We start from the raw sequence: 16,566 nt of genomic DNA, 5'->3' as shown, positions 1-16,566 counted from the left end.
GACGCCCCATGTCATCAGGCACCCCCTCTCTTTCTTGGATGCAAACTTTCCGCAGCTACCTAGATAAACGTCTACTTTGGGTGTTTATGCTCGGTTGTTCGAGTGGCTTCCCATGGGTTCTAATTGGATCCAACATGTCTGGTTGGCTAAAAGATGCCGGTTTAACTCGTGCTGCGATCGGTTATTTCGGCAGTGTGTTTGCTGTCTATGCTATTAACTTTCTATGGGCACCGTTGGTAGACCGAGTCAAACTGCCAGTTTTACACGCGATATTAGGCCAACGACGCAGTTGGATATTCTTGTGCCAAAGCTTGGTATTGATCTGTACCCTGTTCATTGCTGGAGTAAACCCAGCCAATGACTTGATGTTCACCTCTATGCTTGCTCTCGGAATAGCTATCGCCTCTGCAACTCAAGATGTCGCCATTGATGCCTTCCGTATTGATTCATTTCCAAAATCGGAAGCATCAAAGTTGCCACAAGCATCCGCAATGGCCGTGATGGGATGGTGGACGGGCTATTCTCTTCCAGGTTATCTCGCTTTTATCAATGCTGACTCAATCGGTTGGAATGGTGTGTATTACGGCATGGCTGGTGTGGTTATCGTGTTAATGCTGTTTACTCTTTTTGTCGGAGAACCCAATACACAACGTGAAGCATTACAAGAGCAAGCACAACAACGTCACAACAGAGTTGTGGGTTCAAAAGTCGTCGCTTGGTTCAGCGTTACAGTGCTAGAACCGTTTTATGATTTCTTCAAACGAAACGGAGTTCAAGTTGCCATCACCCTTCTACTGTTTGTGTTCCTATTTAAGATAGGTGAAGCCTTCTTAGGTAGAATGTCTATCACCTTCTATAAAGAGATAGGCTTTAGCAATGAACAGATTGGCCACTACTCTAAGTTAATCGGTTGGGGCGCGACGATATTCTTCACCTTGCTAGGCAGTGTCTTCAATGTGAAATTCGGTATAGTTCGCGGACTGATGATTGGCGGCATAGCGATGGCAGCCAGCAACCTAATGTTTGCGTGGATAGCTCAGGCTGGCCCTAGTGAAACTCTGTTCTTGGCAACTATCATTGTCGACAACTTCACAACCGCCTTTTCGACGGTAGCATTTGTCTCTTTCTTAACCTTACTGACTGGTCAGGCTTTCTCAGCGACGCAATATGCCTTATTAGCATCCTTAGGTAATTTCGGTAGAACAACACTGGCTTCATTCAGTGGCGAGCTCGTCGATTACCTCAATGATTGGTCAACCTTCTTTATACTGACGTCATTAATGGTGATTCCGAGTTTGATTATGCTCTATTCGCTACGCCACTTTTTCACTGATTTATTAGAAAAAGCGAAAAACAACCACGAATAAAAAAGAAAGCAAAACAGAAGAGGGTAGCACTGAGCTACCCTCTTTTACTTTAGGCCTCAAAATGTAATAGAACGAGTCGGTTACACCACTCACAATTAAGTTCAAGTTATTCCCCTCCGTGCGACAAAAACCATCCACACAATCTTTAAGTTTCAGACTATAGTCATTCATTAATAGATTCCAACATCAGTACGAAGTCGGCCTAAAGTGGATCAAAGACAGGATTGAATGAGTCATTTTTTGCGAGAAAATGCTTAGAAAGAAATACTGTTGATTTTGATATACATATCACAATTTTTGGTGGAATCGTTTGCTTAGAGCGGTATTTCACCAATTTATACACAAAATAATCGAATTTCACAAAATCAATAGAAGTGGGGATTCATCAAGATGCATAGCAACTTTAAAGTTCCATCATTTAGAACGTTAGTGTGATCGCACTCACCATAATAATCATAGTTTTCACTCTGTCTCACTTTTATTTGAGAACAAAATCGCTATTATGCTCGGCATTCGGACATCATAAACACGCACGGATTAGCGGGTTACTTATTTCAAACATAGAGAGTTCCATTATGCGTAAATCACTTTTAACTCTTGGCCTACTTGCAGCAGTATCTGCTCCTGTAATGGCAGCTGATTATTCTGACGGCGACATCCATAAGAACGATTACAAATGGATGCAATTCAACCTTATGGGTGCTATTGACGAACTTCCGGGCGAATCAACTCATGATTACCTAGAGATGGAATTTGGCGGTCGCTCTGGAATCTTCGATCTTTACGGTTACGTTGACGTATTCAACCTAACGTCAGACTCAAGCAGCGATAAAGCAAAGTCTGAAAAGATGTTCATGAAATTTGCGCCTCGCATGTCTATTGATGGACTAACAGGTAAAGATCTTTCTTTTGGTCCAGTTCAAGAGCTTTACGTATCTACACTTATGGAATGGGGTGGTAACTCTGGCGTTAACACTCAAAAAGTTGGTTTGGGTTCTGACGTAATGGTTCCGTGGTTAGGCAAAATTGGCCTAAACCTTTACGGTACATACGATTCAAACAAGAAAGATTGGAACGGTTACCAAGTTTCTGCAAACTGGTTTAAACCTTTCTACTTCTTCGAAAACGGTTCATTCATCTCTTACCAAGGTTACATCGATTACCAATTTGGTCTGGAAGACAAGTACTCTTCTGCAAGTAACGGTGGTGCAATGTACAATGGTATCTACTGGCACTCAGATCGTTTCGCTGTTGGTTATGGCCTAAAAGGTTACAAAGACATCTACGGTATTAAAGATACTGATGGATTCAAATCAACAGGCTTTGGTCACTACGTTGCAGTAACTTACAAGTTCTAATTGAACCTCTAAGAAAGTTTCCAAAATGGCACCCTCGGGTGCCATTTTTTATTGCTTTCATTTAATGCCTCGCTATCCTTGCAGCATCACTTTCTCATCTCGGTATTGCTGTGAACATCACGATTGTTGGGCCTGGGGCTATCGGCTCTTTATGGGCAATAAAACTACTTCAAGCTGGTCATAATGTCTCTTTGTGGAGTCGCTCCTCTGACAACTCGAGAGACCTATCACTTGATGAGCAAACCTCCCTTTCCTTCAGTAACAATAATATCGAAAAGCTATCAGCGAGTGACTTAGTGATCTTCACAGTCAAAGCTTGGCAAGTAGAAGAAGCTACCACTCCGTTACTTCAATATATCGACTCTGATACCATTCTCATGTTCATGCATAACGGAATGGGCGCAGTTGATCAGATAGCGGCTCAAATTAATGATCAGCCGGTAGTACTAGCCACCACCACCCAAGCCGCATTCAAGCCCGACAAGAATAACGTTTGTCACACAGGGTTAGGACAAACTCAATTGGGTGCTTTTAACCTCAAGGGTCAACAGTGCACTTTTTTAGTTGATGTGTTGGAACATGCCTTACCTGCCGTGAGTTGGAATCCTGAAATAAAAACGGCGCTATGGACTAAACTCGCCATCAATTGTGCGATCAACCCGCTAACCGGGCTAGAACAAATCAAGAATGGCGAGCTTGCAGATAAAAGGTTTGAGGATATTTTGAGTTCTATAGTTAAAGAGCTCAGGCAGGTTATGCAAGCCGAAGGGATCGCTTGTTCATACGATGAATTGGAAGCAAGCGTAAAACACGTTATCCAAGCCACGGCGCAGAACAACTCATCCATGAAGCAAGATATGTTTTACCAACGTAAGACAGAGATCGACTTCATAACAGGACACCTAATAAACACAGCACTCAAGCATAAGATAGAAGTTCCTGTTAACCAAAAGCTGTTTACGCAGGTTAAAGAACGAGAAAATAGCTGGAATCATCAAGATTAGTCAGCAACGATTAACAAGTCGCGATAAAATAACGATACCGCTCAGCATAACGCTAGCAACAATTTCCAAGATTTTAGGTAAGAATAGATGCTTGATATCAATCACATCCGAGAGCAGTTTCCTGCGCTATCACAAACCATCAATCAACAACCGTTGATTTATTTAGACAGCGCGGCAACGACACAAAAACCTCAGGTGGTTATTGATGCCATTAGCCAGTACTACTCCAAACAAAATGCCAATGTTCACCGTGGTAGTCATAGCTTAACAGCGAACGCGACCAGTCAATTTGAAGCCGCAAGAGATAAGGTCGCTCAGTTTATCGGCGCAAGTTCTTCAAAAGAGATCATTTGGACTCGCGGTGCCACTGAAGCACTCAACCTGATCGCTCAAACCTACGCAAGAAGCATCCTCCAGCCTGGCGATGAGATATTAGTCAGCGAAATGGAGCATCACGCTAATATTGTTCCTTGGCAAATTGTTGCAGAACAAACCGGAGCGAAAGTCGTAAAAGTACCGATGACGTCAGATTGCGAATTTGATCTTACTGCCTTTGACGCTCTTTTAAATGATCGAACCAAGATTGTTGCTCTGGCTCAGATAACTAATGTGACTGGTTCTCGTCAGCCCATTGAAGAAGTGATCGAGAAAGCGCACAAGATGAATGCGATTGTTGTGGTAGATGGAGCGCAAGGTATTGTGCATGAACCCGTTGATGTTGCGGCTTTAGGTGCGGATTTCTACGTTTTCTCAGGACACAAGCTTTACGCCCCTGCTGGCATTGGGGTGCTTTACGGCAAACTTGAATTGCTCGAAGCGATGCCCCCTTGGCATGGCGGTGGTAAAATGGTTGAGCGCGTCTCTTTCTCTGGCACCACATTTTCTGAACTTCCGGGGAAATTTGAAGCTGGCACGCCAAACGTGGCGGGAGCGATAGCATTAAGTACCGCAATTAAATGGTTAAGTGGTTTTGCACAGCAAGATGTCGAAAATCACATCCATCAGCTACAGCACGAGACCTACCTTGCACTCAGTCAACTGGATGATATTCAGGTTTTGGGGTATCAACCCAACGCAAGTGTGATAACTTTTGTGATGGACGGTGTTCACCATCAAGATATTGCAACTCTATTAGATCAACAAGGTATTGCAGTTCGCGCTGGCCACCATTGTGCGCACCCATTAATGGATGCACTCAATGTAAAAGGGACTGTACGGATCTCATTTGGTATTTACAACAACATGGATGATGTTGAAAAGCTCATAACTGCAATAGAAAAAGCCGTTGATATGCTTTAGGGTGTGACGAAATTATTTAGGGTTGGCGTTTAGCGTCAACCCTTTTTTCTGTGTACCTAAGAGATGTTAAGCACTTAGATCTTGGATTTGAGCAACAATCGCTTTTAATCCATTCCCACGAGATGGGCTAAGGTGGGTAATTAAACCGATTTGTTCAAAGTAACCATCAATATCGAACGCTTGAACCTGCTCTGATGTTTTTCCATCATACGCAGCCATCACTAATGCGATTAGACCGCGAACGATACGCGCATCAGAATCAGCACAAAAATGCCAAACACCATCGATATTCTGAGAAACTAACCACACTTGGCTTTCACAACCAGACACTACAACCTGCTCACTTTTCAGTTCATCAGGCATGTTAGGTAGTTTTTTTCCCCACTGAATCACCTGGCGATAACGGTCTTCCCAGCCGCTGAATGTCTGCATCTTCGCGACAATCTCATCACTGGTAATTTCTTTGCCGAATGGAGAGCTTGGGAATGTGGTCATTTTAGTATCCAGTAGGTTGTTAGGTGTAAATCGGTTGCTGTTTGGTCTCTAATAACTAATTATTTCGCTACTAATAAGCTGCTATTTCGCCACTAATAAGCGGCTATTTAGAATGCTTTTGAATCAGCTTTTCTACGATACGCGAAACAGCCACAAAACCAAAAGTCGCGGTTACCACTGTCGCGGCACCAAAACCCGTCGCACAATCCATACGTTTTGGACCTTCCGCTGTCGCTTTCGCAGCACATACACTGCCATCAGCTTGTGGGTACTTAAGTTGCTCAGTCGAGAACACACAATCGATACCAAACTTACGCGCAGGGTTCTTAGGGAAGTTATGATGACGACGAAGGGTATCTTTTAGCTTCTTTGCTAGCGGATCTTGAATCGTCTTGGTCAGATCGGCTACTTTGATTTGCGTCGGATCGATTTGACCACCCGCGCCACCAGTGGTGATTACTTTGATTTTGTTACTACGGCAATACGCCAACAAAGAAGCCTTAGCTTTCATGCTATCGATCGCATCCAGAACAAAATCGAACTCTTTCGACAGGTATTCAGCTTGGTTGTCAGGACCGATGAAATCGTCAATCAGGTTAACTTTACACTCAGGGTTAATCAGCTTAACGCGCTCAGCCATCACTTCGATTTTACTCTTACCGACAGTTCCTGACATTGCGTGGATCTGACGGTTAATGTTTGTTACGCACACGTCATCCATATCGATCAACGTCAGCTCACCTAAACCAGTACGAGCAAGCGCTTCAACAGCCCATGAACCGACACCGCCAATACCGATCACACACACGTGTGCAGCTCTAAGTATGTCGACTTCACTATTGCCATATAGGCGACGAGTGCCACCAAATCGTTGGTCATAGTTATCTGAAGCTGGAGTGGTCAATTCACGCATTGTTGCCGCCAATTTATTTCTGAGAAAAAGAAAAGAGTGCGTTTTATACGCACTCTTGAATTAAAAGTCTAGGGGATTAGCGATTCGCTTTCAATGCCCCATTTATTGTTGTTTACTCGACCTTTTCAGGAGGCAAAGCCCAAGGCGCTTCGGTTGCGCTGCCATCTAGACCCAGCTTCCACACCCGACCAAAATGCTTGTAATGACCCGCTTCAGTTCCTGCTCGTGGGCCCATACCATGGTAGAGGTCCAAATGGTTTTGCTTAACCGCACCACCGGTATCTAAAACCAATAGTAGTCTTAGTTGGTGCGCGCCGCTCCAAGTACCATCAGCATTCAGTAACGGAACCTCAGCCAAGATAGGTGTTCCCATTGGTAAGATAGAGCGATCGCCCGCTACCGCTGCCATCGGTAATAGAGGAATGCCAGCGCTACCCATTACGGATAGATCATCTCTCGCGCTAAAGAAGACGAAAGATGGGTTTTGCTCAAGCAGCTCTTTTACCACTTCAGGATCGTTCGCCAAGACCCACTCTTTGATTGCTTTCAATGACATTTTTTCGCGTGGCACTAAACCTCGCTCGATCAAAACACGGCCGATACTCACGTAAGCTTTGTTGTTCTTACCCGCGTATGCAAAATATTGCAGCGTGTCATCATCTCCGAAATGCACAAAGCCACTGCCCTGTACTTCCATCATAAATGGGTCGATACGGTTTGCTGAATAACCTAACTCAAGACCTTGGCCTTCTAATGCACCGTTGTAGATCTCTTCGCGTGTTGGGCACTCTTTATCACACTCTGGAAGCCCATAAACAGGGAATCGATATTCTTCGTTTGCTTCATGTCGCAACTCCATTACAGGAGAAAAATAGCCCGTGAACAAAACATTGCCTTGCTTATCGCCGCCACCTAATTGAGCAGTTTGAACGCCAAAATTCGCTAGCTCGCTTGGCTCTCCACTCAGCACCGCCCATTCATTGAGTTGCTGATAAAGCGGCTCATAGATTTTAGCCATCGAAGGGGATTTAGAAACCACCATCTCAGCTTGCTCTGCAAATGCGGTGAAGTCTCTTGGTTTATTAGATTCAACCAAATCGACCTTATTTAAGGTTCGGGGAAATTCACCATCAAGGTGTTGTTGGGCAAGATCAGTGGGTTGAGCACAGCCAAATAAGAAAGAGGCAGCAACAAGGGGAAGCCATTTTTTAATCACAAGAGTCATCCTAAATATTCTATGCATCGAGGATGACAAAAACGATCAGATAACACAATCTTAGTTTGTAAGAGTTTACAAGAAGATAACCTATCGAACTGAGTTATCAATATAACCTTTAAGGCGAAAGACTGGATTATAGTGATTATCCGATACAAGCATCATTTCTGTTTTATCAGAATTCGTTAGGCGAAAGTGATACGTTTTATTACCTGCCTTATATTCGAAGTACTTGCCATCAAAATCAAAATGAGTCGACACAACAGAGCCTCGCACTGACACACCATTTTCACTCAGTACAAACTCGTCCGCAGCATAACGAGCGACATCTTGCTCGACCCAAGTTCCATATATTTGACTATTAGGTGTTATCGCATCTTGCACTCTATAAAACACATCGGCGAACAAGGAAGCGACGGCAAACGAACCCACCAAAGCTAAAACCATTAAACTGCGTTCAATGAGCTTACGTCTCAATTTAGGTTTGTTGCGTTGCTCTGCTCCACTGTAGAGACCTTTTGCGATCTCATCAATCTTACTTTTTCTTACTGGATTTTTTTGCATTCGTTTACGACTCATAAGGATGCTGTACGCATTGTACACTGAGACAGTTTATAAAACGAAGCCTAGATGAGAATAGTTTGCGCTTCATTCCAAAAAGTTGTTGTTCAGATTTGAATTTAAATGCTAAATTATCGAATAAATAAACAAGGAAGGCTTATTCTGTGAAATTAAGAAGCACGGCGCTAGTCAAAGGCTTTAGGCAATCGACCCCTTATGTAAATGCTCACCGTGGTAAAACCATGGTGATTATGTTGGGAGGTGAAGCCGTTGCCGATAGAAACTTTGGCAACATTATCAGTGATATAGCCCTGCTTCATAGCCTTGGGGTTAAGATTGTTCTCGTTCATGGGGCAAGACCACAGATCAACCAACTGTTAGAGAAACAAGACTGCCATACGCCTTACCATAAAAATATTAGAGTCACAGATGAATATTCTTTAGGTGTTGCAATGCAGGCGGCTGGACAACTGCAACTTGCGATCACCGCTCGCCTTTCAATGAGTTTGAACAACACCCCAATGGCAGGAACTCAACTCAATGTGATGAGTGGTAACTTCATTACCGCTCAACCCTTAGGCGTCGATGATGGTACGGATTACTGCCACAGCGGACGTATTCGTCGAATAGACATCGAAGGGATCAATCGCACCCTTGACCAAGGTTCCATCGTCCTTCTTGGGCCTATTGCCAGTTCAGTCACTGGCGAAAGCTTTAACCTGCTTTCGGAAGAGGTCGCGACACAAGTTGCTATCCGTTTAAAAGCCGACAAACTGATTGGCTTTTGTTCTGAGCAAGGGGTGACTGACGAAAGCGGAAATGTACTCGCCGAACTCTTCCCTAAAGACGCCAAGCAAATTCTTGAACGCTTAACGGAGTCCCAGAACCCCGCCGAAGACATGAGCACCGGAACACTGCGCTTCTTGAAAGGAGCGATCTCCGCTTGCCGAGCAGGCGTGCCTCGTTGTCACTTAATCAGCTACAAAGTCGATGGCGCATTGATCCAAGAATTGTTCTCTTTTGATGGTATTGGAACCCAAGTGGTCATGGCGAGTGCCGAACAAGTCAGACAAGCTCAGATTGATGACATCGGTGGTATCTTTGACCTAATTCGCCCTCTTGAAGAACAAGGTATTCTCGTTCGTCGCTCAAGAGAGCAGTTAGAGCAAGAAGTCCATCGTTTTACCATCATCGAAAAAGACGGTCTGATCATTGGTTGCGCTGCGCTATACGCTTATCCAGAAGATCACATGGCAGAGATGGCCTGCGTGGCAATTCACCCAGACTACCGAGATGGAAACCGTGGGCAATTACTGCTGGATTACATGCGTCATCAGTCCAAATCTCGTGATATCGACCAGATCTTTGTTCTTACCACACACAGCCTTCATTGGTTCCGTGAACAGGGTTTTTATGAGATTGCTGTTGATGAATTACCAATGGAAAAGCAAGGTCTGTACAACTATCAAAGGAATTCCAAGATCTTAGCGTTAAATGTGTAAATTAAATTTGGAGTAAAATCTCACTTTAATAAGGGATCTGTTGCAAATGTAATCGTTTCTCATGTGAGATTTATTAAATATGCACTTTCATTCACAGCCATAATTGTATAGAATTTGTACGCTTTATTAATATCGACAAGCGTTTTTATTGGAATGCCGCCGAATGTTTAATCGATGACATTCAGGTGGTCACTGCACGGATTGCTATACCCGTTAACGATCAGCATGCTAGTAGTCAGTCTGCTCGTTAATATAAACAGCAAAAGAGCAACATTGATATGAGAACCATTGTTTGTAACTCGCTGCAAAGTTTTTGGGATATGGCTGATAACCAATTCTTAGAAGGGTTAGACGTACACTGCGTGTTCCCTGTGAGCGAAAATCTAAAAGAGTTTATTTTGAATTGCCAACAAAAATACAAGATAAACCATATATCGTTTACTCGAGCGTTTTTGGGGACTGGTTCCTGATAGCGTTCAGAGCAACCACGGATGGTTGCTTTGTGTATACGATTTACCCTGCTATTTCGTCGTTTTACTTCCAGCAACACCGCCACTAAAACCACTGACTGTCAGTTGGTCAATCGACTTCCTAAACCACTCACTCGCTCTGTTTTCACCTTAATCCCACGCTTCAACACATTGGTATCGCTGAACATCATCAGTCGTTTCTTAGCACGTGTAATACCCGTATAGATAAGTTCTCGCGTTAGAATCGGGCTGAAATCTGGCGGTAAGATCATTAAGGTCAGATCAAATTCACTACCTTGAGATTTGTGTATCGTCATCGCATAAGCGGTCTCATGATCGGGTACTCGGCTTGGTAGTACGGCTTTCACACTGCCATCGGGCAACTCAAAATACACCTTAAGTCGAGGTGCGGAAGTCGCACTATTTGACTCTAAAGTCGTTGAATCGGCTTCGAGCATACAGATACCAATATCACCGTTGTATAAACCTAAGCCATGATCATTGCGCGTTACCATTACTGGTCGCCCGTGATACCACAATTCATCATTGTGCGGATTCACCAAGCGTCTTGCGGCAAGTGCCCTTTCGATTCTGTGGTTGAGGCCTTTAACACCAAAGTCACCTTCACGAATAGAACACAACAGTCGGCATCGGCTGAACAGATCGAGCACCGATTTGGCTCTCGCGTCTTGAGTTTCTAATTCTTCTAACGGTACATTCATTCGATTGAGATACGCACCATACTCATTGACTAGCGTACGCAGCATCAAATTATAGCTGTCACTCGACAGAGGATGGTTTTCGATATCGCCAAAACCTTTGGTAAACACTTGGTCTACTTGATTCGCAGAGCCGTTGTTGATCGCTTTTGCCAACTGCCCGATACCTGAACGTGCATCGAAACGATAGCTTTTCTGCAGCATACACAAACTATCTCCAATCGCCGGCGGATTAATACCCCCAGCTTTTGCTTGTTGTGCATTAGCGATCGCATCAAAACCAGTCATTTCTGCAATCAAGTTACCTTGGGGTGTGCTGTAGCCTGTTGAGTTAAACGAGCAGATATCACCCAGCACAGCACCTGCCTCTACTGAAGCGAGCTGATCTTTATCCCCAAGCAGAATCAGCCTTGCGTGTTCAGGGAGTGCATCCACCAGCTTATACATCATGGATAAGTCAACCATCGATGCTTCATCCACCACCAAGATATCAAGGTGAAGTGGATTACGTCGGTTGTGTCTAAACTCAGCTCGATTAGGAATAGCGCCGAGCAGTCTGTGCAAGGTGCTCGATTCAGTTGGTATGTTGGCTTTTACTTCAGGTGCTAATGGCAGTTGTTCAATCGCTTTACCAATCGACTCAGTTAAACGCGCCGCCGCTTTACCTGTCGGAGCCACCAGCTTGATCGTCGGTGTTTTACCTTGGCTAAGTGATTGCTCGACCATAGCCGACAGCAACTTAGTTACCGTGGTTGTTTTACCGGTACCCGGTCCACCAGAAATCACTGCAAAACGACGACTCAGCGCCACCGCTGCCGCCACTTTTTGCCAGTTCAAACATGCTGATAACGGTATGAGACTATCCAGTACATCTAAATCAGTCACTTGCTTGGCTTGAACAATCGCTTGGTCGATTGCCCCCCAATTCAAAGATTGTTCATCGACGATATCAAGATGATCACACACCAGCTGTTGGCGTAATACCTGAGACGTTTGTTGGTTTGCTTCAGCCTTCGCTAAAGCGTTAAACAGAAAGTGATAGCTGCGTGCGAAGAGCTGATTGAGTGTTCCCGTCAGCGCCTTTTTCTGCTCAATATTGAACTCTACCGGCTTACTTAAACGGTTCAACGTGTCTGCCAGGACAACCTCGTAGTTCCAATAGCGCTGTAAGTAGACACGCTGCCCATCAAACATCAACGGCTTAACACAGTCATTGGTTGTACCTACTAGGTTTGACGATTGAAGTACCGTCGCCCAATCAATACCTAACAATTTTTGGTTCAGTTGCAGTGCCGTCTCACCATACAAACCAAGTAACTGAGCAAGATCTGTCGCTTGAACAAGCTGAGTACAGATATGCCCTTTGCCTAATTCATGACTCACCACCCCAGCAAGAAAACCGATCTCTTGAGAGTGACTAGTGGCTTGCTGGGCAATAAAACGGGCGAATTGATAATCCAGCTGACGAATTGAACCCTTATCCGCAAGAAACTTGAGTACATCCATAAGTTGCTCAGGAATAAGTGAAACTGGCTTTACTGTGTTCGCAGCTTCTATGCTGGTATTAGTGGTCGTTGTCATTATAAAAGCCCCATCTGTCCAGTTTCATCGTCATTCAATTGTGCTGAACGTCTGTCTATCACTTTACCGTCAATCAATTGATCCATTTCATCAAGTAACGCCAGTGTTGGTTTCGCCGAGAAAATACCTTGTTGAGATTGGCCGTCCATTCCTCGTAAGAACAAGTAATAAACACCACCAAAATGTTGCTCATAGCTGTAATCTGCTACGCGACTGCGTAAGAAACGGTGCAGTGCCAATGCATAGATTTGATATTGCAGATCGTAGCGGTGGTCTGCCATCGCCGATTTCAATGCTTCACCATGGTAGACGGCAACATCATCACCTAGGTGGTTCGATTTCCAGTCAAGCACATAGTATTTACCTTGATGCTCAAATACTAAATCGATAAAGCCTTTCAGCATGCCTTGCACGGTTTGAAAGCCAAGGTCACCGGCTTTTGCTGATAGCGGATCATGGTACTGAATGGTTTGATTCAATTCAGATGCCGCTAACACTTCGATCGGCAACAAGAACTCCATCTCAACCAATCGTTGCGTTGAGTCTTTCTCGCTTAACTTTAAGTTCTTACCATCCAACGCGGTGTTCAGCACCGTATCGACCAATTGTTGAAGCACAGGTAGCCACTCTAGTTCGTATTGCTCTGACTCTAATAAGTGAGTAATTACTTGCGTGTTATGTTCGTTGGTTGCTGGCTCAGTAAATTCAACATCCTCAAACAAGGTGTGCAAGAAAGTACCCGGGCGAGCACCACGAGGGAACGTAAAGATAGAGCGTTCAGGTTCAATTAACTCAGACTCATCCTGCTCATCAGCCGAGTCAATATCAAAGCCAGACACCTCAATGGTCGCATCATGACTAGCACCGTGACTGCCTTGCTTTACAAGCCCCGAGTAACTGGTGATTCGCCAAGCTCGATCAATTGAAGCCTTGAGTTCGTTAGCATGTAAGTCTTCACTCACTTGCTCTGTTTGCACAAACACTTGCTCATGCGCGGTTGGTGTTTCGGCTAACAACACACTGGAGTTCTTGCCCTCAATGGTTGCAAGAGCCTGATGCAATTCAGCAATACCTTGCTCTTGACCGTTTTGAACCAAATAACCCATCGCACTCAAATGCACGCCGGTCGGTTCTTTGGTTGAACGCCCTTTACGCAGTGGCGCCATGCCAATGAAACAGCCATAAACCGCACGAGTCAGCGCTACGTAAATCAAACGTAGATCTTCTGCTAATCGCTCCTTATCGGCCTGTGCCAATGCGCTATCGCTACCGGTAATATCAAGCACTGTGGTATCTGACTCGTGATCGTAGAACTTGCCTTCACTCGCTTCTCGGTAACTCGCGACAAACGGCAGGAATACTAAGTCATATTCCAAACCTTTCGACTTATGAATGGTAACGATTTGAACCAAGTTTCTTTCTGATTCAAGGCGTTGAATGTCGTCGTCACTACCGCCTAAACCATTTTGTGCATCTGATATCGCTTCTGCCAACCAACGTAACAAGCCATAGTCGCTGTCGAGATCCTGCCTAGCTTGTTGCAACAGTTCGCCAATGTGCATCAAATCTGTGAGTGAGCGCTCACCATTTTCTTCTTCTAATAAGCGTTCCGCGAGATGGCGTTTGCTAATAACGCTACGCAGCATTGGTAATACGCCACGTTGCAGCCACAACTTACGATATTCTCGGAATTCGTTAACGACGTTTTCCCAAACCACTTCATCGTTGTTGAGTTCATCCAATGATGCGGCATCCAAAGCAAACAACTCTGAGGCTAAACTAGCGCGCAACGCACGGTCGTTTTCAGGCGTCAACACCGCTTGCAGTAAGCGTTGAATATCTTGGGCGATCAAGCTGGTGAACACACTGTCTCGGTTCGACAAATACACACTGGCGATACCTTGTTCAGAGAGCGCGTTCTTAATCAAACGACCTTCACTGCCGGTTCTAACCAAGACAGCAATATCACCCGCATTCACGGCATGTTGCTTTTTGCCGTTATCAAAATAGGCTTGTTGATTTTGAGAAGCGGTCAGAATGGTTTGAATTTGACTCGCGGTCGCCTCAGCCATTGCCTTATGATATTCGCCTTTCGGTAATGGCTTGTCTTCAGCAGCTTGTAGCCAAAAAGTCAGTGCGTGTTGAGTTTCACCGTTCATCACCCATTGCCGTTTGTCAGCCGATGGGCTAGCAGCAACGGGTAAGAATGGAATGTCTTGATCGTAGATAAACGGACTATCCGAATTCATAAACACTTGGTTTACTGCACTGACCATATCGGCACTTGAACGCCAGTTGGTACCCAAAGTGTAGTGAGCACTAACTTGGTTTCTCGCCTTGATATAGGTAAAGATATCTGCGCCACGGAAGCCGTAAATAGCCTGCTTCGGGTCACCGATCATAAACAAGCCGCACTGCGGGTTATCGAGGTAGATTCGGCTAAAAATACTGTATTGCAGCGGATCAGTATCTTGGAATTCATCGATCATCGCCACTGGGTATAAGGTTCGAATTCTCTCCACCAGCAGTGATTGCTCATCGACATCAATCGACGCAGATAACTGAGTCAGCAAGTCATCAAACGATAACCACTGTTTCTGCTGTTTAGCTTTGGCTAACATGGTTCGACAATGGGTAATGGCATGTGCCAGTAATGGAGCTTTTAGATCTGCTGGAGAGTTTAAGAAGTTCTCAATCGCTTCAAACACCGCGTGCTGAGGTGCAGTGCCTTTCGGTGTTTTTTCAATCAGAGTAGCTTGAGAGAACTTCTCTAATTTATCTGGGAACTGGTAATCATGGGTGTCGCTCTGCGCCCATGCTGTTACCGCTTCTAACCAAGTCGGCAAAGACTTCTTGGTGTAGCTGCGCTTATTCACATCCGAGCCAGAGATCAAAGCCAAAAAGTCCGCTTCAGATTCACACCACAGCGCTTTAAGTTGCTTCACTTTATCTAGGTTTTGATTATGCAGTGTTTGTAAGTCACCCGACATTGCTTCCACGGTTAGCTTTAGCGGAGATCCTGTCAGGTAACGATTGACGTCAGCCAATAATGAAGCGGGAGAACCCCAAATATTTCGCACTTCGCCCGCGAGTTGAATTGGCAGCGGGTAGAACTGTTTACGCCAATAGTCAGCAACCACTTGTGCTTTTAGGTGGCTTTCATCAGTCACAAATTCATTATCAAAACGGCTTCCAGACTCAAAAGCATTTTGGGTCAACATTCGCTGACAGAAACCATGAATGGTGTAGACCGCAGCCTCATCCATTTGTCTTTCGGCATTAAGTAGGGTTTGAGCCGCGCCAGCATGATCATCGATGGCTTGTAACAGAGGAGCAATCACTGGATCGTCACTTTGCCCACGTGCAAACGCAATCCGTGCATCATGGATTCGAGCACGAATACGATCACGTAGCTCTGCCGTTGCCGCTTCAGTAAAGGTCACCACCAAGATTTGGTCTACGGTTAGCGGCTCATGGTGTCGAGTGGCTTCAGTCAGATCACCTTGTGGAGCGGCCGTGCCGTGCCCGAGCAGTAGACGCAAGTACAAGCCAGCAATGGTGAATGTTTTACCAGTACCCGCTGATGCTTCAATTAAACGCGCGCCATGAAGTGGAAACGTCATGGTATCGAGTGTCTGTGGAGCGATTACCTGAACACTGCTTGTGGTCGTCATGCCTTACTGCCTTCTGATAAATGTGTTGTTACAAATGTGACCTAGCGTGGAAAACGTCATTCAATTTACGTCCTACGCTAATTTGTTAATAGTTAGTGCGATCTCTCTCACGGATCAATTCAGATCGCCTCGCTACTATGCGCCCACGAGTTCAGGAGCGCGTACAAGTTTTGTACTTTACGGCGTTACTTTGAACCACAGAATAATGGTCCCTCTGACCTGTGGCCGTACAGCGAACGCCCTACACTAATAATGATTTACTGGCGGCCACTTTATTTCCTGTACCTTGCTTCTCTTCATCTTGATTCCCTTCACCTTGAAAGCAAGCGTCCCAAATGTTTACCAGCCACTCTCTTTGGTCTTTCATTAATTCAGCGCATCCACTATTGATCTTATCGCTCACAGCC

13 protein-coding genes are annotated in these 16,566 nt (G+C 44.9%); 6 read left to right on the top strand and 7 right to left on the bottom strand.

Annotated features, from left to right (window positions below; translation table 11 throughout):
* Positions 1-8 precede the first annotated feature (8 nt).
* The 4 genes from Q5H80_RS03180 (at position 9) to csdA (ending at position 5,028) form a co-directional block, all read left to right on the top strand.
* Positions 9-1,367 carry an MFS transporter gene (locus Q5H80_RS03180; RefSeq protein ID WP_304568683.1) on the top strand — a complete coding sequence of 453 codons (1,359 nt, stop codon included), beginning with the start codon at positions 9-11 and terminating at the stop codon, positions 1,365-1,367.
* Positions 1,368-1,942: 575 nt separating this feature from the next.
* Positions 1,943-2,725 (top strand): outer membrane protein OmpK, encoded by a 783-nt coding sequence (locus tag Q5H80_RS03175; RefSeq protein WP_304568681.1) that lies wholly within the window; start codon positions 1,943-1,945, stop codon positions 2,723-2,725.
* A 110-nt stretch (positions 2,726-2,835) separates the two neighbouring features.
* Positions 2,836-3,729, top strand: a complete 894-nt coding sequence (gene panE / locus Q5H80_RS03170; protein ID WP_304568679.1) for a 2-dehydropantoate 2-reductase — start codon at positions 2,836-2,838, stop codon at positions 3,727-3,729.
* 87 nt (positions 3,730-3,816) lie between these two features.
* The gene (gene csdA, locus Q5H80_RS03165) at positions 3,817-5,028 is read left to right on the top strand and encodes a cysteine desulfurase CsdA (RefSeq protein ID WP_304568678.1); all 1,212 of its coding nucleotides are present in this window, start codon (positions 3,817-3,819) and stop codon (positions 5,026-5,028) included.
* Positions 5,029-5,094: 66 nt separating this feature from the next.
* Here csdA and csdE read toward each other — a convergent pair whose 3' ends face one another.
* The 4 genes from csdE to Q5H80_RS03145 all read right to left on the bottom strand — a co-directional run bounded on the left by csdE (position 5,095) and on the right by Q5H80_RS03145 (position 8,216).
* A complete protein-coding gene (gene csdE, locus Q5H80_RS03160) occupies positions 5,095-5,523 on the bottom strand; it encodes a cysteine desulfurase sulfur acceptor subunit CsdE (protein WP_304568676.1) in 429 nt (142 codons plus the stop codon).
* Positions 5,524-5,626: 103 nt separating this feature from the next.
* On the bottom strand, positions 5,627-6,436 hold the full coding sequence (tcdA, locus tag Q5H80_RS03155; protein ID WP_304568674.1) for a tRNA cyclic N6-threonylcarbamoyladenosine(37) synthase TcdA: 810 nt from the start codon (positions 6,434-6,436) through the stop codon (positions 5,627-5,629).
* A gap of 112 nt (positions 6,437-6,548) precedes the next feature.
* Entirely contained in the window at positions 6,549-7,661 is a 1,113-nt protein-coding gene (gene mltA / locus Q5H80_RS03150) for a murein transglycosylase A (protein WP_009848359.1), read from the bottom strand.
* 81 nt (positions 7,662-7,742) lie between these two features.
* A complete protein-coding gene (locus Q5H80_RS03145) occupies positions 7,743-8,216 on the bottom strand; it encodes a DUF2850 domain-containing protein (protein WP_009848358.1) in 474 nt (157 codons plus the stop codon).
* Between the two features lie 161 nt (positions 8,217-8,377).
* Between Q5H80_RS03145 and argA the strand changes: the two genes are divergently transcribed.
* Both argA and Q5H80_RS03135 read left to right on the top strand, forming a co-directional pair.
* On the top strand, positions 8,378-9,715 hold the full coding sequence (gene argA / locus Q5H80_RS03140; RefSeq protein WP_304568669.1) for an amino-acid N-acetyltransferase: 1,338 nt from the start codon (positions 8,378-8,380) through the stop codon (positions 9,713-9,715).
* A gap of 278 nt (positions 9,716-9,993) precedes the next feature.
* Positions 9,994-10,185, top strand: coding sequence for a hypothetical protein (locus Q5H80_RS03135; protein WP_304568668.1), 192 nt, complete (start codon positions 9,994-9,996; stop codon positions 10,183-10,185).
* A gap of 101 nt (positions 10,186-10,286) precedes the next feature.
* On the opposite strand, the gene recD is transcribed toward Q5H80_RS03135, so the two are convergent.
* From recD to Q5H80_RS03120, 3 genes are all read right to left on the bottom strand, one after another.
* Positions 10,287-12,485: an exodeoxyribonuclease V subunit alpha gene (recD, locus tag Q5H80_RS03130; protein ID WP_369809706.1), complete on the bottom strand. Its 2,199-nt coding sequence runs from the start codon at positions 12,483-12,485 to the stop codon at positions 10,287-10,289.
* Positions 12,485-16,159: an exodeoxyribonuclease V subunit beta gene (gene recB / locus Q5H80_RS03125; protein WP_304568667.1), complete on the bottom strand. Its 3,675-nt coding sequence runs from the start codon at positions 16,157-16,159 to the stop codon at positions 12,485-12,487. The genes recD and recB overlap by 1 nt, the downstream gene beginning before the upstream one ends.
* Positions 16,160-16,400: 241 nt before the next feature.
* Positions 16,401-16,562: a hypothetical protein gene (locus tag Q5H80_RS03120; RefSeq protein ID WP_304569427.1), complete on the bottom strand. Its 162-nt coding sequence runs from the start codon at positions 16,560-16,562 to the stop codon at positions 16,401-16,403.
* Positions 16,563-16,566 lie beyond the last annotated feature (4 nt).

The organism is Vibrio sp. SNU_ST1 (assembly GCF_030563405.1).
Classification (GTDB): Bacteria; Pseudomonadota; Gammaproteobacteria; order Enterobacterales; family Vibrionaceae; genus Vibrio.
Note: the sequence above shows the minus strand (reverse complement) of the source record. Positions and strands in the feature narration are given on the sequence as shown.

Coding starts and splice junctions, on each gene's coding strand:
- Q5H80_RS03180 (WP_304568683.1), top strand. CDS start 9: ATGTCATCAGGCACCCCCTCTCTTTCTTGGATGCAAACTTTCCGCAGC.
- Q5H80_RS03175 (WP_304568681.1), top strand. CDS start 1,943: ATGCGTAAATCACTTTTAACTCTTGGCCTACTTGCAGCAGTATCTGCT.
- csdA (WP_304568678.1), top strand. CDS start 3,817: ATGCTTGATATCAATCACATCCGAGAGCAGTTTCCTGCGCTATCACAA.
- csdE (WP_304568676.1), bottom strand. CDS start 5,523: ATGACCACATTCCCAAGCTCTCCATTCGGCAAAGAAATTACCAGTGAT.
- tcdA (WP_304568674.1), bottom strand. CDS start 6,436: ATGCGTGAATTGACCACTCCAGCTTCAGATAACTATGACCAACGATTT.
- mltA (WP_009848359.1), bottom strand. CDS start 7,661: ATGACTCTTGTGATTAAAAAATGGCTTCCCCTTGTTGCTGCCTCTTTC.
- Q5H80_RS03145 (WP_009848358.1), bottom strand. CDS start 8,216: ATGCAAAAAAATCCAGTAAGAAAAAGTAAGATTGATGAGATCGCAAAA.
- Q5H80_RS03135 (WP_304568668.1), top strand. CDS start 9,994: ATGAGAACCATTGTTTGTAACTCGCTGCAAAGTTTTTGGGATATGGCT.
- recD (WP_369809706.1), bottom strand. CDS start 12,485: ATGACAACGACCACTAATACCAGCATAGAAGCTGCGAACACAGTAAAG.
- recB (WP_304568667.1), bottom strand. CDS start 16,159: ATGACGACCACAAGCAGTGTTCAGGTAATCGCTCCACAGACACTCGAT.